Origin of the sequence: Streptomyces sp. NBC_00539 (assembly GCF_036346105.1) — a bacterium.
Classification (GTDB): Bacteria; Actinomycetota; Actinomycetes; order Streptomycetales; family Streptomycetaceae; genus Streptomyces.
In genome coordinates, this window is record NZ_CP107811.1 from 3,287,067 (window position 1) to 3,304,460 (window position 17,394).

Here is a 17,394-nt window from a genome sequence, read left to right on the forward strand (position 1 = left end):
TCCCGGATCACAGTCAGTTCGTGTGGGGCTTCTCGTCGTCGGCACCGGCCGGATCGGCCTCTTGAGCGTTCTCCTTGCGGAACGACTCGTAGATCTGGAGCAGCACCTGCTTCTGCCGCTCGTTTATGGACGGGTCGGCGAGGATGACGGCCCGCGTCTCCACCTCGTCGCGGTCCCGCTCGTCCAGGATCCCGGCCTGCACGTACAGCGTCTCCGCGGAGATCCGCAGCGCCTTGGCCAGCTGCTGGAGGATGTCCGCGCTCGGCTTGCGCAGCCCGCGCTCGATCTGGCTCAGGTACGGATTCGACACCCCCGCCGCGTCGGCCAGCTGCCGCAGCGAAAGCTGGGCCTGCCGCCGTTGCTCGCGGAGGTACTCGCCGAGATTTCCGACGTTGAGCGATGCCATGTCCCCATGCTGCCGCACCTTGCTAACTATTGCAAGCAGGCGCTTGCAATAGCTCCCACGGGCGGCCGCGCCCCACGGCGCGAGCCGTCACCTTCCCCCGGCCGCAGACCCCGCCCCTCCGGCGCCGCTCGCCAGGCGCTGGGCCGCACGGTCCCCGCGGCGGCCCACCGGCTCGACCCCCCAGGCGGCGCCCAGGCCGGCCGGCGGCATGTCGACGTAGATCGACTCGTACGAACCGGCCGGCACCGCGTACGTCTCGTGCCAGATCCCCACGGCACCCCTACTGCCCCGCACGCGGCGGTTGAACGCCGTCCACGCGGGGCGGTGCTCGCCGTCCTGGTCGGAGGCGTAGGCGAGGAGCTTCTCGCGCGACTCCCAGTACTGCACCACGCCGAACAGGCGGGGGCCGCCGGCCAGCCTCCGCAGGCCCAGCAGCCCGCGGTCGTCGTCCCGCGCGAGCTCCTTGAGCATGCGCGGCATCGCGACCAGGGTCGGCAGCCAGTGCCGTACGGCCCGCCAGCGGTTAATCCGCATCCCGATGAGGAAGACGACCACCTCGCCCTCCGCGGCAGCCGTGACCCGACCGGATTCCGGTGCACTACCCATTGGATTCCCCGTCCCTTGTTGGATAGCGGCGCTACCCATGATTGGATAGTGGCACTGTCCGATGGAAGGTGCAAGAGGGATGCGGCTGGCGGAACTGAGCGAGCGCAGTGGCGTGTCCACGGCGACGATCAAGTACTACCTGCGCGAGGGGCTGCTCCAGCCCGGGCGCCGCGTCTCCGCGACCCAGGCCGAGTACGGGGAGGACCACCTGCGGCGGCTGCGCCTCGTGCGCGCGCTGATCCAGATCGGCGGGGTTCCGGTGGCCGCCGCGCGCGAGGTGATCGCCGCCGCGGAGGACGAGTCGCTGGACCACCACCTGCGGCTGGGCGCGGCGACCCGGGCGTTGCCCACCGCCGGGCGGCCCGCCGAGGACGACCCCGCGGTGGAGACGGCCTGCCGTTCGGTGGAGGCGCTGATGGAGCGGCTGGGCTGGTCCTGCGCATCCGGCCTGGACATGCTCGACCCCGCCCACCGGCGGCTCATCGACTCGGTCGCCGCGCTGGTCCGGCTCGGCTACCCCTGCGACACCGAGCAGTTGCTGCCGTACGGACGGCTGGCCGCGCAACTGGCCGTCACCGACCTGGACATGGTCGAGGCGCAGCCGACCCCGACCGGGCAGATCGAGGCGGCAGTCGCGCTCACGGTGCTCTACGAACCGGTGCTGCTGAGCCTGCGGCGCATGGCCCACGCGGAGGAGTCCGCCCGGCGGTTCTGAGGCGCCCGCGCGGCGGGGACGTCCGGGACCGTGACCCCGGCGGCTGCGGACGGGCCGGTGGTACCGTCGGGACATGGATCCGCAGGAGCTTGCCAACCTCGCGCATCTGCGCCGGGCGCGGGACCTGATCGACCGGGAGTACGCGCGTCCGCTCGACGTGCCCACCATGGCGCAGCACGCGCTGATGTCCCCGGCCCACTTCTCGCGGCGGTTCCGCGCCGTCTACGGCGAGACCCCCTACAGCTACCTCATGACCCGCCGGATCGAGCGGGCGATGGCGCTGCTGCGCGCCGGCATGAGCGTGACCGACGCGTGCATGACCGTCGGCTGTACCTCCCTCGGCTCGTTCAGCTCGCGGTTCACCGAGATCGTGGGCGAGACCCCCACCTCGTACCGCAGCCGGGAGCACCACGCGGTCACGGCGATGCCCGCCTGCGTGGCCAAGGTGTACACCCGCCCGACCCGCTGAAGCGCCGACCCCGCGCAACGCCGGCCCGCGGAACGCCGAGCAGGATCCGAGAAGCGGGCGCCACGGCCGCGGCCTAGCGTGGGCGCCATGAACATCTCACTCCAGTACTGCCACATCACCGTCAACGACGTGGACGAGGCGCTCGGCTTCTACCGCGACGCCCTCGGCCTCGACGTCCGCAACGACGTCGCCTCGGGCGACTACCGCTGGGTCACCCTCGGCAGCCCGGCGCAGCCCGGCCTCGAAATCGTGATCTCCGAGCCGCACGCGGGCCGCTCCCAGGCCGACGGCGACGCCCTCCAGGAGCTGCTCACCAAGGGCGTCCTGCCGATGGTCGTCTTCCGCACCGACGACCTCGACGCGACGTTCGAGAAGGTACGGGCCTCCGGCGCCGAGGTGCTCCAGGAACCGATCGACCAGCCCTGGGGCCCGCGCGACTGCGCGTTCCGGGACCCCTCCGGCAACCTCGTACGGATCAACCAGGCGCCCGCAGCCTGAGGAGGCGCTGCCCGAGCAGTCGCCCGGCGGGTCGCCCGCTGGGTCGCCCGATAAGTCGCCCGGAACACCGCTCAGACGCTGCCGATCAGGACCGTGGCGTAGAGCTCGTCCGAGGTGACCGCGCGCACCGCGAGCCCGCCCGACGTCAGGGCCGACGCCGTCAGCGGGGACTGGCGGGCGCTCGTCTCGATCAGCAGGTGGCCGCCCGGGGCCAGCCATCGGGCGGCCTCCGCCGCGACCCGGCGGTGGATGGCGACGCCGTCCGGGCCGCCGTCCAGCGACACCGGCGGCTCGTGGTCGCGGGCCTCCGCCGGGAGGAAGGCGATCTCCCCGGTCGGCACGTACGGGGCGTTGACCACGAGCACGTCCACCCGCCCCCGCAGCGAACCGGGCAGCGCCTCGTACAGGTCGCCCTCGTGGACCCGGCCGCCGTACGGAGCCACGTTGCGCCGCGCGTACACCAGCGCCCCCGCGTCGATGTCCGCCGCGTGCAGCTCGACCCCCGGGACCCGCGAGGCCACCGCCGCCCCCAGCGCGCCCACCCCGCAGCACAGGTCCACGACGACGGCGCCCGGGCCGGCCTGCGCCACCGCCTGCTGCGCGAGGAACTCGCTGCGCCGGCGCGGTACGAAGACCCCCTCGCCCACCTCCATGCGCAGCCCGCAGAACTCCGCCCAGCCGACGACCAGTTCCAGGGGCGCGCCGGCGACCCGGCGCGCCAGCAGCTGCGCCAGGTGCTCCTCGTCCCGGGCGGCCGCCGTGAGCAGCTGCGCCTCCTCCTCCGCGAACACGCAGCCGGCCGCGCGCAGGGATTCCACCAGTGTCACCACGTACCTCAGTCCTCGTTCCCGTCCCGGCCAGTGTCCCCGTCACACGCTCCGACGGTCGTCAGAAGACGTCCGGGCACCACGGCCGGCGCGCCGTTCGGAACACCGCGTCCGCCAGGGCCACCGCGCCGGGCCGCTCCTGCGCGACCAGGCCGAGCGCCGCCAGCCGGACCGCCGACTCGTCCCCGAGGTACAGCGACCCGAGCGTGCCGACGTCCAGCCGCAGATCGGCCGGCTCCCGCGTCCGGGCGCACTCCCCCGTGCCCGCGTCCAGCCGGTAGCGCCCGCCGGCCGGACCCGCCGGGTCGCTCACCTCCAGTACGAGCACCCCGGGCACGGCGTACGTCCGCGCGCCCAGCGCCCGTACGACGTCCAGCAGCCGCACCCACAGGAAGTCGGCCGAGGTCACGAGGCGGGCGGCGCGCGGGTCCGGCAGGTACCGCGGGAGCAGGTCGTCGGGGGCGCGGTAGCCGGTGCGCACCTTCTGCACCCAGTCGATGGAGCACAGGAAGTGCCAAAGGGCCCGCTCCGCGGCCGGGGTCAGCGCGAGCAGGTCCTTCACCTCGATGGTGTTCTGCGGGACCTTCGCGTCCGTCCAGTGGTCGTCGGCGCCGTAGGCGGCCAGCCCGGCCACCTCGCCGTCCGCGTCGCGGTACACGGCGTAGAACTTCTCCCGGTGGGGCCGGGACGACACCTCCTGCAGGCCGGTGAACAGGTTCCACCGGTACGTGCTGCGGTCGACGGCGCCGGGCGTCGTCGCGCGCAGCCGCTCGTGCAGCGCGGGCCCCACGCGCCGCACCTCCGCCCCGTCGACGAGGTCGATCCGGCCGCCGTCCACGGGCGCGGGCCGGTGCGGGTCGAGGCCGGTGCGCGGGACGTCGATCTCCCACTCGCAAGTGTGGGAGGCGGGCCCGAACCCGTAGCGCCCGTAGATCGGGTACTCCGCCGCGATCAGGGTCGCCATGACGTCGCCGCGGTCCCGGGCGGCCGTCAGTTCGGCGGCCATCATCCGGGTCAGCAGGCCCTGGCGGCGGTGCGTGGGCAGCACGGTGACGTTCGTGACCGCGCTGCAGGGCACGGCCGCGCCGCCGGGCACCGTCAGCCGCTGGGCGAAGGAGCGGAAGGTCGCCACGCAACGGCCGGTGACGGCATCGAAGGCGCCCTGGGTGCGGGCGAGCTCACCGTTCTTGGCCCGCTGGGCCACATCCGACTCGGTGACCCCGGCAGCGGTCAAGAAACCGGTGTTCACGGTCTGGATCCACTCGCGGATCTCGGCTTCGGCTATCGGCCGCACGTCAGCGCTCATAGCCGCCCACGCTAACCGGCCGCCCGGTTCAGGTCGCCTGATTTTCGGCGCGGGCGGGACGGGCCCCCGCGCTACGCCAGCAGGTCGTCCACCTGTGCCTCGCCCTCCCGGTAGCGCCGGGTGATCTCCGCGCTGGAGTCGTCCGCCATGCGCTGCAACTGCTGCCTGCGCCGCGAGACCTGCTGCTCGTAGCGGAGCAGCCGGGCCATCGCCTCGTGCAGTTCGGCGTCCGTCCGGGCGCCCAGGTCCGACAGCTCCACGTCCGACAGCATCTCGGCCGCCAGCAGCCGGGACTCCTCGCTCTGCGGGGTGCCGAGCGTGACGTGCCGGGCGGAGGCGCTGCGGCTGGACGGGGCGTCGGCGAGGATCTCCGAGAGCCGGTCCACCACCGGCGCCTCGGGGTCCGTACGCCGGGCCAGCTCCGCACGCAGGATGTCGATGCGGCCGTGCAGGAGTCTGCGTACGTAGCTCAGGTCGGCCTCGTCGCGCTGCGCGTCGCGGCGCATCGCGCGCAGTTCCCGCAGCCCGAGGGCGGTGGCCGGGATGGTCGGTCCCGGGCCGTCGCCGTTGCGCTGGGCGGGCGGGCGGCCTGCCGATGGCATGGCCGACATGGCTGACATGGCTGACATGGCTGACGTGGCTGACGTGGGTACAGGTACGGAGGTACCAGAGGTGTTCATCGTTCGTGTCCGTCCCCTCGACCGGTGCTGGGGGCACCGCCTCACTGCATCGTGCCACTGACCGCGGTGCCGACGCAGTCCCACGCCACCCGATCGGCCCCGGACGGGTGCACGCCTGGTACACAGGTGGTATGCGAGCAGTGGTGCAGAGGGTGGACGGCGCGAGCGTCGTGGTGGCCGGCGAGACCGTCGGGGAGATCGTCGGCGAGGGACTGTGCGTCCTGGTGGGGGTCACCCACGACGACACGCCGGAGAAGGCGGCGCTGCTGGCCCGCAAGCTGTGGTCGGTGCGGATCCTGGAGGCCGAGAAGTCCTGCAGCGACGTGAACGCGCCGCTGTTGGTGATCTCCCAGTTCACGCTCTACGGGGACGCCCGCAAGGGCCGCCGGCCCACCTGGAACGCGGCCGCGCCCGGACCGGTGGCCGAGCCGCTGGTCGACGAGGTGGTGGCGCAGCTGCGCGCGCTCGGCGCGACCGTGGAGACGGGCCGGTTCGGTGCGGACATGCGCGTCTCGCTCACCAACCACGGCCCGTTCACCATCGTCATCGACGTCTGAGCGGTCCGGGACGTCCGCTTCGTATACGGCGTCCTGTCGTATACGAAGTCCCGGCGGGGGACGGCGTCCCGGCGGGGACGGCGCCCCGGCCGTCAGGGCGCGACCACGACCTCCTGCGCGGCGGCCGTCGTGCCGACCAGCAGCGGCGCGTCCACCGGAACGTTCCGCTTGACCAGTGCCAGCGCGATCGGCCCCAGCTCGTGGTGGCGGACGGCGGTGGTCACGAAGCCGAGCTGCCGTCCCTCCTCCCCGTCCGAGGCGAGCCGTACGGGCGTCCCGTGCGCGGGCAGCAGCACCTCCGAGCCGTCCAGGTGCAGGAAGACCAGACGGCGCGGGGGCTTGCCCAGGTTGTGGACGCGGGCCACCGTCTCCTGACCCCGGTAGCACCCCTTCTGGAGGTGCACGGCGGTGCCGATCCAGCCCAGCTCGTGCGGGATCGTGCGGTGGTCGGTCTCCTGGCCGAGCCGCGGCCGGTGCGCCTCCACGCGCAGCGCCTCGTACGCCAGCAGGCCCGCGGCCGGGCCGTGGGCCGCGGCGAAGGCCTCCAGGTCACCGCGCGGGACGAACACGTCGCGGCCGTGGGGGGTCTCGCGTACGGCGAGTACCTTGGCGACTTCGGCGATGGAGCCGGCCGGCAGGTGCACGACCGCGAAGTCGGCGGTGCGGTCCGCCACCTCGACGCGGTAGAAGAACTTCATCGACTCCAGGTAGGCGATCAGCGCCTCCTGCGTGCCGGGCTCGACGTGCGCCCACACCGTCTCGCCGTCGTCCACGAGGTACAGCGCGTGCTCGATGTGCCCGTGCGCGGAGAGGATCAGCGCCTCGGTGGCCTGCCCCGGCGGCAGATCGGTGACGTGCTGGGTGAGCAGCAGGTGCAGCCAGCTCAGCCGGTCCGGTCCGGTGACGGTGATGACTCCGCGGTGGGAGAGGTCTACGAAGCCCCGGCCGTCCGCGAGGGCGCGCTGTTCGCCGTACAGCTCTCCGTAGTGGGCGGCGACGCCCTCGTCGCGGCCTTCGGCCGGTACGGCGCCGGGGAGATGGAGCAAGGGGCTGCTGGTCATGGCACCAAGCGTACGGCCCTCCCGGGCAGGGCCGGGGCGGAGCCTCAGGCGGAGCCGGAGCGGTGCTCGGCGGCGCAGCCGGCGCACAGTCCGAAGATCGCGAAGTGCTTCATGTCGGTCTCGAAACCGAAGGTGGTACGGAGCTTCGCGGTGAACTCGGAGGCGATGTCCACATCGGCCTCGATCACCTCGGCGCAGTCGCGGCAGACCAGGTGGATGTGGTGGTGCCGGTCCGCGAGGTGGTAGGTGGGGGCGCCGTGCCCGAGGTGGGCGTGCGAGACCAGACCCAGCTCTTCGAGCAGCTCCAGCGTCCGGTAGACGGTGGAGATGTTGACCCCGGAGGCCGTCTTGCGCACCTGGACGAGGATCTCGTCAGGGGTGCCGTGCTCCAGGGCGTCGACCGCCTCCAGCACGAGCTGGCGCTGCGGTGTCAGCCGGTAGCCGCGCCGCCGCAGGTCGGTCTTCCAATCGGTGCCTTCGGTGCTCTCGGTGCTCACCACCCGGCAAGTGTAAGCGCGCGAAGGGGACCTGCGGGCGGTCCCGAGGTCCCCTTCTCGCGTGCGCTGCGGCCTTGCGCGGGCCTGGGCGGACCTGCGGCTCAGCGGAAGAACGCGATGCCGTCGTCCGGCATGTCCGGGAGGTTGCGCGCCATCTCGGCGACCTCCTCGGGCGTGACGACCTTCTTGAGCTGGGCCGACATGTACGGGCGCAGCTCGACCTCCGGGGTGGCCTTCTCGCCGACCCACATCAGGTCGCTCTTGACGTAGCCGTAGAGCCGCTTGCCGCCGCTGTACGGGCCGGAGGCCGCGGTGCGCGCGACGGCGTCCGTCACCAGGTCGATCTGGGGCTTCTGGTCGGCGAGCTCGCCGTACCAGACCTCGACGACGCCCTGGTCGCGGACCATGACGATCTCGACCTTGCGGTCCCCGTCGATGCGCCAGTAGCCGGACTCGGACTCCAGCGGCCGCACCTTGTTGCCCTCGGCGTCGAGGACCCAGCTGTGGGAGGTGTACTCCAAGAAGTCCCGGCCGTCGTGGCTGAAGACGACTTCCTGGCCGAAGTTGCACTTCTCCTCACCGGGGAAGTCGAAGACGCCCGCGCCCTCCCAGGTACCGAGGAGGAAGGCGAGGGGCACGAGGCCCGGGTTCAGGTCGGACGGGATCTGGATCATGGGTGGCTGCTCAGACGATCTGTGTGAGGGGTTCCGGGGCGGTCGGCGCGGCGGATGCTCAGCGCTGACCCTGGTACAGCTTCTTCACGGCCAGGCCGGTGAAGGCGAGGACGCCGACGCAGACCAGGATCAGCAGGGAAGTGAAGACTGCCTCAAGCACGGGGTGCTCCTCGGAGGATTCGGTGCGGTGTACGGGCCGGTCCCCAAGCCTACTGGCCCGGAGACCGGCGCACTCTGTGAGGTAGGCCGTACCCGCCCTCAGGCCGGCAGCCGGCTCTGCAGGACCAGCGCCTGGCGCACGGGGAGGATCGGCGCCCGGTGCACGGGGAGGAACGGCGCCGCTCCCTCATTGCGGTGGATTCGGGTCGCCGTTCCCGTCGTACCGGCGCCGCTTTCCGTCCAGTTCGTCCCACCATTCGTCGGACTTGGGATCGCCCGACGGGTCGTCCCACCAGCGGTCGTCCGGGCCGCGCCGGTTCGCGATCATGGCGGCGACCGGGGGGATGACCATGGCGACGACGCACAGCGCGACGGCGGCCTCGACCGACCACAGGCGTACGAAGGCCCAGGCGGAGACGAAGAGGAACAGGCAGCCGCCCATCATCAGGAAGTAGACGCGGCGCCTCCTGGCGTACATACCTCCAGAGTAGGGCGGGATCCCGGACGGCACGAAGGGCCGCACCCCGTTCCAGTGGCGTCCAACCCCCTGGGGTGCGGCCCTTCGGCCGGTCGTACGTGGAGCAGCGGTCAGACCGCGATCGCCACGTCCGTCACTCCGCCGGCCTCGGCGACGACGACGGCACGGTCCGCCTGGGCACCGGGGACGAGCGCCCGCAGCGTCCAGGAGCCGGTGGCGGCGTAGAAGCGGAACTGGCCGGTGGCCGAGGTCGGGACCTCGGCGGTGAACTCGCCGGTCGAATCCAGCAGCCGCACGTAACCGCTGACGGGCTCGCCGTCCTTGGTCACCTGGCCCTGGATGGCGGTCTCACCGGGCTTGAGCGTGGCGAGGTCGGGCCCGCCGATCTGTGCTCCACACATGTTTCTCTGTCCTGTCCTGGAGAGGGCTTGTGCTGGTTACTTGTTCGGACCGAGCTCGATCGGCACGCCGACCAGCGAGCCGTACTCGGTCCAGGAGCCGTCGTAGTTCTTGACGTTCTCCTGGCCCAGGAGCTCGTGCAGCACGAACCACGTGAGCGCGGAGCGCTCGCCGATGCGGCAGTAGGCGATGGTGTCCTTGGACAGGTCCACCTGCTCGGCCTCGTAGAGGGCGGTCAGCTCTTCGTCGGACTTGAAGGTGCCGTCGTCGTTGGCGTTCTTCGACCACGGGATGTTGCGGGCGCTCGGCACGTGGCCGGGGCGCTGCGACTGCTCCTGCGGGAGGTGCGCCGGGGCGAGCAGCTTGCCGGAGAACTCGTCGGGCGAGCGGACGTCCACCAGGTTCTGGTTGCCGATCGCGGCGACGACGTCGTCGCGGAAGGCGCGGATCGAGGCGTCCTGGGGCTTGGCCTTGTACTGGGTGGCCGGGCGGTTCGGGACGTCCTTGCCGTCGACCAGGTCGCGGGAGTCGAGCTCCCACTTCTTGCGGCCGCCGTCGAGCAGGCGGACGTCCTGGTGGCCGTAGAGCTTGAAGTACCAGTAGGCGTAGGAAGCGAACCAGTTGTTGTTGCCGCCGTAGAGGACGACGGTGTCGTCGTTGGAGATGCCCTTGGCGGACAGCAGCTTCTCGAAGCCCTCCTGGTCCACGAAGTCGCGGCGGACCGGGTCCTGGAGGTCGCTCTTCCAGTCGATCCGGACGGCGTTGGTGATGTGGTTCTTGTCGTACGCGGACGTGTCCTCGTCCACCTCGACGATGACGACGTTGGCGTCGTTCAGGTGGGCCTCGACCCAGTCGGCGTCGACGAGGACGTCGCTGCGGCTCATGGTGTTCTCCTCCGGGGCAGTGTGCGGCGGGACGGTGCGGGTGCTGCTGCGGGGTGGTGCTCGTGCGCGGTGCTCCGGCGACCGGCCGTGAGCCCTGCGCGGGGAGGCGTCAGGGGGCAGCCGGGCGGGTCGCGGAATCGGTCACGCGGGAAAGGCCGTCGACGGCCGGTGGAGCGGAAGGGCTCACACCGCTAGACGGAGCGACAGAGCATGGCGGCGACGCGACACAGGTCTACTGCCCGCCGCTTCGTGAGGTCCGCCTGCTGATGCTTCATAGGTAGGGATCGTAGGGACGAATCGGCCGCCCTGTCACCGGTGTGTCATATTCCGAGACAGGATCGTCCGAATGGCGGGATGTGAAGAGCCCCGGAGGCCGTGGTACGGCCTCCGGGGCTCTTCGTTGCGGCCCGTTCTCCTGCGGATCGGACCGTCCGTCTCACGATCCGGCCACCGTGCGGGCCGGGTCGTCCTACTGGCCGGCCAGGACCACGTCCGTACCCGTCAGGGAGAGGTGTACGCCCTGCTCGTCCGAGGTCAGCGTGGAGAGCTGGAGCCCGGCCGGCAGGCCGCCGTCGACGGAGCGGTCGAAGTCCGTCTGCTTGCGGATGAGCCGCTCGATACCGGGGATCCCCTCCCCCGGCACCTCGTCGGCGTGCACCCGGACGATCTTCCCCTTGCCGGACGGGGCGTCCGCGAGGCTGACCGTCGACACGACGCTGCGCGTCAGGGTCTTGCCGAGGATCTCCACCCGGGCGGTGACCTTCACCTTGCCCGGCGTGCCGCCGTAGGCGACGGTGACACCGGTCTGCGAGGCCTCGGTCAGGTCCGCGTACGAGACGAAGGCGGTGCCCTCGGCGCGCCGGGCCGTGCCGCCGCTGTAGTCGCCGTTCAGCTTCACCCCGTGGAAGGCGGCGTCGAGCCGGGTGAGGCGGGTCTTGCGGCCGTCCGCGGTGGCCTCGACGCCCTTGAGGGTGACGTCGACCTGGTCGAGGTCGTGGCTGAGCGCCTGCGTCAGGAACGGGAACCCGTGGATGTCCACCTCCGCACTGCCCGCGAGCCCCTGCCGGGCCTGTATCCGGTCGGCGAGCCGGTTCTCGGCGTAACCGACCGCCCAGCGGTCGACGCCCACGAAGAGCCCGCCCAGGATCACTGCGATGATGACGACGGCGCGTAGAAGACGCACGTTCCCCTCCCCCTACTGATCGGTACGTGCGCTCTAGTTGACCATGTCCGGCCATGTGGCCGCCGTCAGCACGGCGGTCAGCCGACCACCCGGCCCATCAGGTAGACGGCAGGGGCGGCGGCCGCGAGCGGCAGCGCGACACCGGCCGTCATGTGCACGAACTTCGACGGGTAGTCGTACGCGGCCACCCGCAGGCCGACCAGCGCGCACACACCGGCGGCCAGACCGACCAGTGCCCCGCCTGCCCCGAGACCGTTCAGCGAACCGACCGCGATGCCCGCGCCGGCCGCGGCGGCCAGCGAGACGGCGACGGAGGCCGGGGTCGGGAGCGGCAGCGCGCGGGCGAAGACGGCCACCGCCACCGCTGTCGCGCCGACGCCGACGGCGGGCGAGCCCGCGGCCAGGAACCCGGCGCAGACGATGGCGAGTGCCGCGGAGGCCACCGAGGCCATCAGCCCGTACATCCGCTCGTCGGGGTCTGCGTGGCTGCGCAGTTGGAGGACCAGCGTGAGCAGCACCCAGGCACCGAGGGTGCCGATGATCGCGCCGGGGCCGTACACGTCGTCCACCGCGAGCACCGCCGCGTCGGCGACGACGGCTCCGGCGAAGGCGAGGACGATGCCCTGGCGGGCGGGCCACATGCCGTTGAGGCGGAACCAGCCGGCCGCGGTGAGCCCCTGGAGGGCGATCAGCGGCACGAGCAGCGCGAGGTCGCCGAACGCGGCGGCGCCGGCCAGCAGCAGCCCGAGGGCGGCGGTCAGTACGGCCGACTGCGGGCCGGGGTCGATGATCGGCGACCGGCCCTCGGCGCGGGCCTGCGCGGGGTCGACGGCGCGCAGCGTGTTCCCCGCCAGGGTGGGCGGCGAGTACTCGGGCTCCTCGTCGGGCGCGGCGTGCGCGGCCGGTGCGGCCTGCACCGGCGGGGCCGTCGCGTCCGTGATCGGCGGCAGGTAGGCCGTGGCCCCGGAGTCGTTGCCCGGGACCGGCGGCAGGTAGGCCGTGGCCCCGGAGTCGTTGCCCGGGACCGGCGGCAGGTAGGCGGTGGCCGCGGCGTCGTCGTTCCGGACCGGGGGCAGGTAGGCGGTGGCCGCGGCGTCGTCGTTCCGGACCGGCGGCAGGTACGCGGTGGCCGCGGCGTCCGGGGCCTGGGGAGCGGCCGCCTGGGGCGGGAGGTAGGCCGCGGACCCGGCCCAGTTCCCATCGGGTGCGGGTGCCTGGGCCTCCTCGCGGAACCAGCCCTGCGGGCCGGCGTCCTCCCTCACCGGCGGCAGGTACGCCGTCTCGGCCGCCCACTCGGACGCGGGCGCCTGCGCCGCGGCCGCCGGGGCCTCCTCGCGGAACCACCCCTCGGGCGCGACGGGCTGCTGCTGCGGCTGGGGCTGGGGCTGGGGCTGGGGCTGGGGCTGTACGGGAGGCTGCTCCCGGTACGGCGGCAGGTACGCGGTCTCGGCGGCCCACCCGGACGGCGCCTGGCCCGGGCCCGCCGGGGCCTCGTCGCGGAACCATCCGTCGGGCGCGACGGGCGGCTGCTGCTGGCCCGGCACCCCGCCCAGCGGCGGAGCGGGCGACTGCGGGGCCTGCTGCACCGGCTGGTAGCCGGTCTCCCAGGTCTCGGACTGCCAGGTCTGGGTCCCGTACGGGGCCTGCTCGTGCCCGTGCTGCGCGTGCCCGTGCTGCTCGTGCCCGTGCCGCCCGTGCCGCCCACGGGGCTGTTGGTGCGGCTCGTGCGGCTGCGGCTGCTGTTCGTCGGAGTTGCTCATCGGCTCCCGCTCACCCGCCCGCGAACGGCGGGAGCACCTCGACGGTGCCCCCTTCCGTCAGCAGGACGGCATCGTGCGGGCGCTTGCCCACAGGCTCGTCGTTCACGAGGAAGGAGCAGCGCAGCAGGACCCGGGTCAGTTCACCCGGGTGGCGTTCCCGCACGGCGTCCAGCGCCTCGGCCAGCGTGCGCGCCGAGTACGGCTCCTCCGCCGTCTCGGCCGCGGCCTTGGCCGCCGCCCAGTAGCGGATGGTTCCGGTTGCCACTGCTGCTCCCATCGTCGGCTCTCTACCGTCGGCCTCCATGATGACGCCTCCCACCGGATGCCCGGCGTGGCGGGAACCACAGAAGCGGGATCAGCGGGAACCTCGGCCCCTCGAGGGCAGGTGGGCTATCCTGGCGGTGCAGAGGATCCGGGCAACGTTGCCCCCGGGTCCTTTTGTGCTTTCAGCACGTTGAACGGACCGAGAACAGGTGCCGTCCGGGCCTCAGGGCGCGGGGACCGGGCAGGCGCCGCACGAAGTCGTACGAAGCAGTGCCGCGAAAGTCCTCGACGGGACCGAGGAGGAACCGAGTGATGGACCAGCGAACCGTGCACGCGCACACGGGCGTGCACGACCACCCGACCCGGGCAGGTGGTCGGGCATGAGCTCGCTCCTGCTCCTCACCAACGCCCTGCAGCCGTCCGCCGAGGTGCTGCCCGCCCTCGGCCTGCTGCTGCACAACGTCCGGGTCGCCCCCGCGGAGGGCCCGGCCCTCGTGGACACGCCCGGCGCCGACGTGATCCTCATCGACGGCCGCCGCGACCTCCCGCAGGTGCGCTCGCTGTGCCAGCTGCTGCGCTCCACCGGGCCCGGCTGCCCGCTGCTCCTCGTCGTCACCGAGGGCGGCCTCGCGGCCGTGACCGCCGACTGGGGCATCGACGACGTCCTCCTCGACACCGCCGGACCGGCCGAGGTCGAGGCGCGGCTGCGGCTGGCCACCGGCCGGCAGCAGCTCGGCTCGGACGACTCCCCGATGGAGATCCGCAACGGTGACCTGTCGGTCGACGAGGCGACGTACTCCGCGAAGCTCAAGGGGCGGGTCCTGGACCTCACCTTCAAGGAGTTCGAGCTGCTCAAGTACCTCGCCCAGCACCCGGGCCGGGTCTTCACGCGCGCCCAGCTCCTCCAGGAGGTGTGGGGCTACGACTACTTCGGCGGCACCCGGACGGTGGACGTCCACGTCCGGCGGCTGCGTGCCAAGCTCGGCCCCGAGCACGAGTCGCTGATCGGTACGGTGCGCAACGTCGGCTACCGCTTCGTCACGCCGGAGAAGGTGGAGCGGGCGGCCGCGGAAGCGGCGGCCCAGGCCGCCGCGGCCCTCCCCCGTATGGAGGAAGCACCGGTAACGGTCCAGTCGGCAGGACGCCCTGCCCAGAGGTAGGTCACCCCGCGTAGACTGCCGCGCGTGGCCAAGGTGACGCGGGATGACGTGGCGCGACTTGCGGGTACCTCTACCGCCGTCGTGAGCTACGTCATCAATAACGGACCCCGGCCGGTTGCCCCGGCCACGCGCGAGCGTGTACTCGCCGCCATCAAGGACCTGGGCTACCGGCCAGACCGGGTGGCCCAGGCGATGGCCTCGCGGCGCACCGACCTCATAGGCATGATCGTGCCCGACGCGCGGCAGCCGTTCTTCGCGGAGATGGCGCACGCGGTCGAACAGGCAGCCGCCGAGCGCGGGAAGATGGTGCTGGTCGGCAACTCCGACTACCGCGACGAGCGCGAGGTCCACTACCTGCGGGCCTTCCTCGGCATGCGGGTGTCGGGCCTGATCCTGGTCAGCCAGGGCATGAGCGAGCGCGCGGCGTCGGAGATCGAGGCGTGGGACGCGCGGATCGTGCTGCTGCACGAGCGGCCCGAGGCGATCGACGACGTCGCGGTCATCACCGACGACATCGGCGGCGCGCAGCTCGCGACGCGGCACCTGCTGGAGCACGGGCACCCGTACGTGGCCTGCATCGGCGGCGTCGAGAACACCCCGTCGGTGGGCGACCCGGTCGCGGACCACGTCGAGGGCTGGCGCCGGGCGATGCTGGAGGCGGGGCGGTCGGTGGAGGGCCGGCTGTTCGAGGCCCCGTACAACCGCTACGACGCGTACAAGGTGGCCCTGGAGGTCCTGTCGGGGCCGGACCGGCCCCCGGCGATCTTCTGCGCGACGGACGACCAGGCGATCGGCGTGCTGCGGGCGGCTCGGGAGCTGCGGATCGACGTGCCGGGGGAGCTGGCGGTGGCCGGCTTCGACGACGTCAAGGAAGCCGCCCTGACGGACCCGCCGCTGACGACGATCGCCTCGGACCGGCCGGCGATGGCCCGCGCGGCGGTGGATCTCGTCCTGGACGACGCCCTGCGCGTGGCCGGCTCCCGCCGCGAGCGGCTGAAGCAGTTCCCGTCGGCCCTGGTGATCCGCCGCTCCTGCGGCTGCCGTCCTTCCTGACGCGCCCCTCGCACCGCTCGGCCCTGGCGGGTCACCCCACTCGACGCGCGCCTCGCACCGCTCGGCCCTGGCGGGTCACCCCTCTCGACGCGCGCCTCGCACCGCTCGGCCCTGGCGGGCCTTGCGGGCTTCGGCGCGCTGCGCCGGACTCCGTCCGTCGGTTCCCGGGGCGGGGCCCCCTGGCGCCCGCGGGCCGGATGAGGATTCCTGCGGATCCTCGGTGCGCTGCGCCGACGTCCGCCGGTGCCCGGGCGGGGCAGGCTGACGCCTGCGGGCCGGTGGGGCCCTGCGGGGCTGTCCCCTACCCGCCCTTCCCCCGTTCCCCGGAGCTCCGCCCCGGACCCCCTCACCAGCCCCGCGATTCCCAGCAGCAGCAGCTGGAAGCCCTCCCAGCCCCAGGACGCGGGGCCCGGGGCCCCGCCCCCCTGCCGGTCCCGCCGACGTTTGAGGCCCCTCCAGCCCGCCGGCGATGGAGGCGCACCCCTCCAGCCCCGCCGTCGATCGAGGCGCACCCCTCCAGCCCCGCCGGCGTTTGAGGCGCGGGGGTTCGGGGGCCGGCCCCCGCAGCGGCGGCGCACACGAACGTGCCCCCGCCCCAGCTCTGTCGGCGTCGAGGCGGGACCTTATATCGGGCATACGCGGTTCTGTCGGGCTTCTCAGACGGGACTCAGAATGCTCTCATCATCCGGGGACACAGTCTGGGACATGACCGACAGCTTCCGCCGCGAAGGCAACTACCCGCAGGAGTACCCCCCGCCACCCGCGTACCCGCCGCCCGCGTACCCGCCGGCGGCCGCCGCACCACGTCCCCGCCGCCCCGTCGCGCTGCTCGCCGCCGTCGCGCTCGCCGCCGCCCTCGTCGGCGGCGGGACCGCCGCCGCCGTGGAAGGGCTGCTCGCCCAGCACGGCACCGGCACCGGCGCCTTCACCGGCACCAACGTCTCGCAGTCCAGCAGCGGCACCGTCTCCGGCGTGGCCGAACAGGTCAGCCCCTCCGTCGTCCGCATCGACACCCGCACCGGCTCCGGCCAGGGCACCGGCTCCGGCATCGTCCTCACCGCCGACGGCGAGATCGTCACCAACAACCACGTCGTCGCCGGCGCCTCCGAGATCCAGGTGACGATGAGCGACGGCAAGAAGTACGCCGCCAAGACCCTCGGCACCGACCCCGCCAAGGACCTGGCCCTCATCAAGCTCCAGGGCGCCTCCGGCCTCAAGCCCGCCCACCTCGGCAACTCCGACAACCTGCGCGTCGGCGACCAGGTCGTCGCCATCGGCTCCCCCGACCGCCTCACCGGCACCGTCACCAGCGGCATCGTCTCGGCGCTGAACCGGGACGTGAGCGTCCCCAAGTCCGAGGAGCAGCCCCCGCAGCGCCGCCAGGGCGGCGACGGCTGGCCGTTCTCCTACGACGGCCGGCAGTTCAACGGCGACACCGGCAAGGACAGCACCTCGTACAAGGCGATCCAGACCGACGCCTCCCTCAACCCGGGCAACTCCGGCGGCGCCCTCGTCAACATGAACGGCGAGATCGTCGGAATGCCCTCGGCGATCTACTCGCCCTCCTCGGACAGCTCCAGCGCCGGCAGCGTCGGCCTCGGCTTCGCCATCCCGGTCAACACGATCAAGGGCGACCTGTCCTCCCTGCGCCACGGCGGAACCGGCACCGGACCGGGTGCCGACAACGGCACCGACAACGGCGGCAGCGACGACAGCGGCCTCAACTCCTACTGACCTAGCCTGGGGGAGCCGCCGATC

At 72.8% G+C, this 17,394-nt stretch carries 22 protein-coding genes; 7 read left to right on the forward strand and 15 right to left on the reverse strand.

From position 1 onward, the window contains the following. Positions 1 to 13 precede the first annotated feature (13 nt). Together OG861_RS14555 and OG861_RS14560 are read right to left on the reverse strand one after the other, a co-directional pair. Positions 14 to 406: a helix-turn-helix domain-containing protein gene (locus tag OG861_RS14555; RefSeq protein WP_190187217.1), complete on the reverse strand. Its 393-nt coding sequence runs from the start codon at positions 404 to 406 to the stop codon at positions 14 to 16. An 87-nt stretch (positions 407 to 493) separates the two neighbouring features. Next, complete coding sequence (locus OG861_RS14560; RefSeq protein WP_329197031.1) at positions 494 to 1,012, reverse strand: DUF4188 domain-containing protein; 519 nt, start codon at positions 1,010 to 1,012, stop codon at positions 494 to 496. A 79-nt stretch (positions 1,013 to 1,091) separates the two neighbouring features. On the opposite strand from OG861_RS14560, the gene OG861_RS14565 reads away from it, so the two are divergent. The 3 genes from OG861_RS14565 (at position 1,092) to OG861_RS14575 (ending at position 2,694) form a co-directional block, all read left to right on the forward strand. Beyond that, the gene (locus OG861_RS14565) at positions 1,092 to 1,727 is read left to right on the forward strand and encodes a MerR family transcriptional regulator (protein WP_329197029.1); all 636 of its coding nucleotides are present in this window, start codon (positions 1,092 to 1,094) and stop codon (positions 1,725 to 1,727) included. Positions 1,728 to 1,800: 73 nt separating this feature from the next. Next, complete coding sequence (locus tag OG861_RS14570; RefSeq protein WP_329197026.1) at positions 1,801 to 2,196, forward strand: helix-turn-helix transcriptional regulator; 396 nt, start codon at positions 1,801 to 1,803, stop codon at positions 2,194 to 2,196. An 87-nt stretch (positions 2,197 to 2,283) separates the two neighbouring features. After that, on the forward strand, positions 2,284 to 2,694 hold the full coding sequence (locus OG861_RS14575) for a VOC family protein (protein ID WP_329197024.1): 411 nt from the start codon (positions 2,284 to 2,286) through the stop codon (positions 2,692 to 2,694). A gap of 71 nt (positions 2,695 to 2,765) precedes the next feature. On the opposite strand, the gene OG861_RS14580 is transcribed toward OG861_RS14575, so the two are convergent. The 3 genes from OG861_RS14580 to OG861_RS14590 form a co-directional block, all read right to left on the reverse strand. After that, positions 2,766 to 3,524: a putative protein N(5)-glutamine methyltransferase gene (locus OG861_RS14580; protein WP_443056568.1), complete on the reverse strand. Its 759-nt coding sequence runs from the start codon at positions 3,522 to 3,524 to the stop codon at positions 2,766 to 2,768. A 58-nt stretch (positions 3,525 to 3,582) separates the two neighbouring features. Next, on the reverse strand, positions 3,583 to 4,827 hold the full coding sequence (locus OG861_RS14585) for a GNAT family N-acetyltransferase (RefSeq protein WP_329197022.1): 1,245 nt from the start codon (positions 4,825 to 4,827) through the stop codon (positions 3,583 to 3,585). A 71-nt stretch (positions 4,828 to 4,898) separates the two neighbouring features. Beyond that, complete coding sequence (locus OG861_RS14590; RefSeq protein WP_443056567.1) at positions 4,899 to 5,447, reverse strand: RsiG family protein; 549 nt, start codon at positions 5,445 to 5,447, stop codon at positions 4,899 to 4,901. A gap of 191 nt (positions 5,448 to 5,638) precedes the next feature. On the opposite strand from OG861_RS14590, the gene dtd reads away from it, so the two are divergent. Then, the gene (dtd, locus tag OG861_RS14595; RefSeq protein ID WP_329197018.1) at positions 5,639 to 6,064 is read left to right on the forward strand and encodes a D-aminoacyl-tRNA deacylase; all 426 of its coding nucleotides are present in this window, start codon (positions 5,639 to 5,641) and stop codon (positions 6,062 to 6,064) included. Between the two features lie 92 nt (positions 6,065 to 6,156). Here the strand turns inward: dtd and ygfZ are convergent, their stop codons facing one another. The 10 genes from ygfZ to OG861_RS14640 all read right to left on the reverse strand — a co-directional run bounded on the left by ygfZ (position 6,157) and on the right by OG861_RS14640 (position 13,424). Beyond that, positions 6,157 to 7,125, reverse strand: a complete 969-nt coding sequence (ygfZ, locus tag OG861_RS14600) for a CAF17-like 4Fe-4S cluster assembly/insertion protein YgfZ (protein WP_329197016.1) — start codon at positions 7,123 to 7,125, stop codon at positions 6,157 to 6,159. Positions 7,126 to 7,169: 44 nt separating this feature from the next. Next, on the reverse strand, positions 7,170 to 7,625 hold the full coding sequence (locus OG861_RS14605) for a Fur family transcriptional regulator (RefSeq protein WP_329197014.1): 456 nt from the start codon (positions 7,623 to 7,625) through the stop codon (positions 7,170 to 7,172). Between the two features lie 98 nt (positions 7,626 to 7,723). Then, the gene (locus OG861_RS14610; protein ID WP_329197012.1) at positions 7,724 to 8,296 is read right to left on the reverse strand and encodes an FABP family protein; all 573 of its coding nucleotides are present in this window, start codon (positions 8,294 to 8,296) and stop codon (positions 7,724 to 7,726) included. A 346-nt stretch (positions 8,297 to 8,642) separates the two neighbouring features. Then, positions 8,643 to 8,933 carry a DUF3099 domain-containing protein gene (locus OG861_RS14615; RefSeq protein WP_229874108.1) on the reverse strand — a complete coding sequence of 97 codons (291 nt, stop codon included), beginning with the start codon at positions 8,931 to 8,933 and terminating at the stop codon, positions 8,643 to 8,645. Positions 8,934 to 9,043: 110 nt separating this feature from the next. Beyond that, the gene (locus tag OG861_RS14620; protein ID WP_030030422.1) at positions 9,044 to 9,334 is read right to left on the reverse strand and encodes a DUF1416 domain-containing protein; all 291 of its coding nucleotides are present in this window, start codon (positions 9,332 to 9,334) and stop codon (positions 9,044 to 9,046) included. A gap of 36 nt (positions 9,335 to 9,370) precedes the next feature. Continuing rightward, positions 9,371 to 10,216 (reverse strand): sulfurtransferase, encoded by an 846-nt coding sequence (locus OG861_RS14625; RefSeq protein WP_329197009.1) that lies wholly within the window; start codon positions 10,214 to 10,216, stop codon positions 9,371 to 9,373. Between the two features lie 191 nt (positions 10,217 to 10,407). Then, positions 10,408 to 10,491: a putative leader peptide gene (locus OG861_RS34265; protein ID WP_443056774.1), complete on the reverse strand. Its 84-nt coding sequence runs from the start codon at positions 10,489 to 10,491 to the stop codon at positions 10,408 to 10,410. Positions 10,492 to 10,685: 194 nt separating this feature from the next. After that, positions 10,686 to 11,399: an LmeA family phospholipid-binding protein gene (locus OG861_RS14630; protein WP_329197007.1), complete on the reverse strand. Its 714-nt coding sequence runs from the start codon at positions 11,397 to 11,399 to the stop codon at positions 10,686 to 10,688. 77 nt (positions 11,400 to 11,476) lie between these two features. Beyond that, a complete protein-coding gene (locus OG861_RS14635; RefSeq protein WP_329197005.1) occupies positions 11,477 to 13,159 on the reverse strand; it encodes a hypothetical protein in 1,683 nt (560 codons plus the stop codon). Positions 13,160 to 13,169: 10 nt separating this feature from the next. Next, positions 13,170 to 13,424, reverse strand: a complete 255-nt coding sequence (locus tag OG861_RS14640) for a MoaD/ThiS family protein (RefSeq protein WP_190187233.1) — start codon at positions 13,422 to 13,424, stop codon at positions 13,170 to 13,172. A 379-nt stretch (positions 13,425 to 13,803) separates the two neighbouring features. On the opposite strand from OG861_RS14640, the gene OG861_RS14645 reads away from it, so the two are divergent. The 3 genes from OG861_RS14645 to OG861_RS14655 all read left to right on the forward strand — a co-directional run bounded on the left by OG861_RS14645 (position 13,804) and on the right by OG861_RS14655 (position 17,370). Continuing rightward, on the forward strand, positions 13,804 to 14,583 hold the full coding sequence (locus tag OG861_RS14645; protein ID WP_329197002.1) for a winged helix-turn-helix transcriptional regulator: 780 nt from the start codon (positions 13,804 to 13,806) through the stop codon (positions 14,581 to 14,583). 24 nt (positions 14,584 to 14,607) lie between these two features. After that, the gene (locus tag OG861_RS14650; protein WP_190187235.1) at positions 14,608 to 15,636 is read left to right on the forward strand and encodes a LacI family DNA-binding transcriptional regulator; all 1,029 of its coding nucleotides are present in this window, start codon (positions 14,608 to 14,610) and stop codon (positions 15,634 to 15,636) included. Between the two features lie 705 nt (positions 15,637 to 16,341). After that, entirely contained in the window at positions 16,342 to 17,370 is a 1,029-nt protein-coding gene (locus tag OG861_RS14655; RefSeq protein ID WP_329197001.1) for a S1C family serine protease, read from the forward strand. Positions 17,371 to 17,394: the final 24 nt, after the last annotated feature.

Excerpts from the sequence above, each read along its gene's own strand:
- OG861_RS14560 (WP_329197031.1), bottom strand. The coding sequence starts at position 1,012 with ATGGGTAGTGCACCGGAATCCGGTCGGGTCACGGCTGCCGCGGAGGGC.
- OG861_RS14590 (WP_443056567.1), bottom strand. The coding sequence starts at position 5,447 with ATGTCAGCCATGTCGGCCATGCCATCGGCAGGCCGCCCGCCCGCCCAG.
- OG861_RS14610 (WP_329197012.1), bottom strand. The coding sequence starts at position 8,296 with ATGATCCAGATCCCGTCCGACCTGAACCCGGGCCTCGTGCCCCTCGCC.
- OG861_RS14645 (WP_329197002.1), top strand. The coding sequence starts at position 13,804 with ATGAGCTCGCTCCTGCTCCTCACCAACGCCCTGCAGCCGTCCGCCGAG.
- OG861_RS14565 (WP_329197029.1), top strand. The coding sequence starts at position 1,092 with ATGCGGCTGGCGGAACTGAGCGAGCGCAGTGGCGTGTCCACGGCGACG.
- dtd (WP_329197018.1), top strand. The coding sequence starts at position 5,639 with ATGCGAGCAGTGGTGCAGAGGGTGGACGGCGCGAGCGTCGTGGTGGCC.
- OG861_RS14635 (WP_329197005.1), bottom strand. The coding sequence starts at position 13,159 with ATGAGCAACTCCGACGAACAGCAGCCGCAGCCGCACGAGCCGCACCAA.
- OG861_RS14655 (WP_329197001.1), top strand. The coding sequence starts at position 16,342 with ATGACCGACAGCTTCCGCCGCGAAGGCAACTACCCGCAGGAGTACCCC.
- OG861_RS14570 (WP_329197026.1), top strand. The coding sequence starts at position 1,801 with ATGGATCCGCAGGAGCTTGCCAACCTCGCGCATCTGCGCCGGGCGCGG.
- OG861_RS34265 (WP_443056774.1), bottom strand. The coding sequence starts at position 10,491 with ATGAAGCATCAGCAGGCGGACCTCACGAAGCGGCGGGCAGTAGACCTG.
- OG861_RS14555 (WP_190187217.1), bottom strand. The coding sequence starts at position 406 with ATGGCATCGCTCAACGTCGGAAATCTCGGCGAGTACCTCCGCGAGCAA.
- OG861_RS14575 (WP_329197024.1), top strand. The coding sequence starts at position 2,284 with ATGAACATCTCACTCCAGTACTGCCACATCACCGTCAACGACGTGGAC.
- OG861_RS14585 (WP_329197022.1), bottom strand. The coding sequence starts at position 4,827 with ATGAGCGCTGACGTGCGGCCGATAGCCGAAGCCGAGATCCGCGAGTGG.
- OG861_RS14625 (WP_329197009.1), bottom strand. The coding sequence starts at position 10,216 with ATGAGCCGCAGCGACGTCCTCGTCGACGCCGACTGGGTCGAGGCCCAC.
- ygfZ (WP_329197016.1), bottom strand. The coding sequence starts at position 7,125 with ATGACCAGCAGCCCCTTGCTCCATCTCCCCGGCGCCGTACCGGCCGAA.
- OG861_RS14615 (WP_229874108.1), bottom strand. The coding sequence starts at position 8,933 with ATGTACGCCAGGAGGCGCCGCGTCTACTTCCTGATGATGGGCGGCTGC.
- OG861_RS14620 (WP_030030422.1), bottom strand. The coding sequence starts at position 9,334 with ATGTGTGGAGCACAGATCGGCGGGCCCGACCTCGCCACGCTCAAGCCC.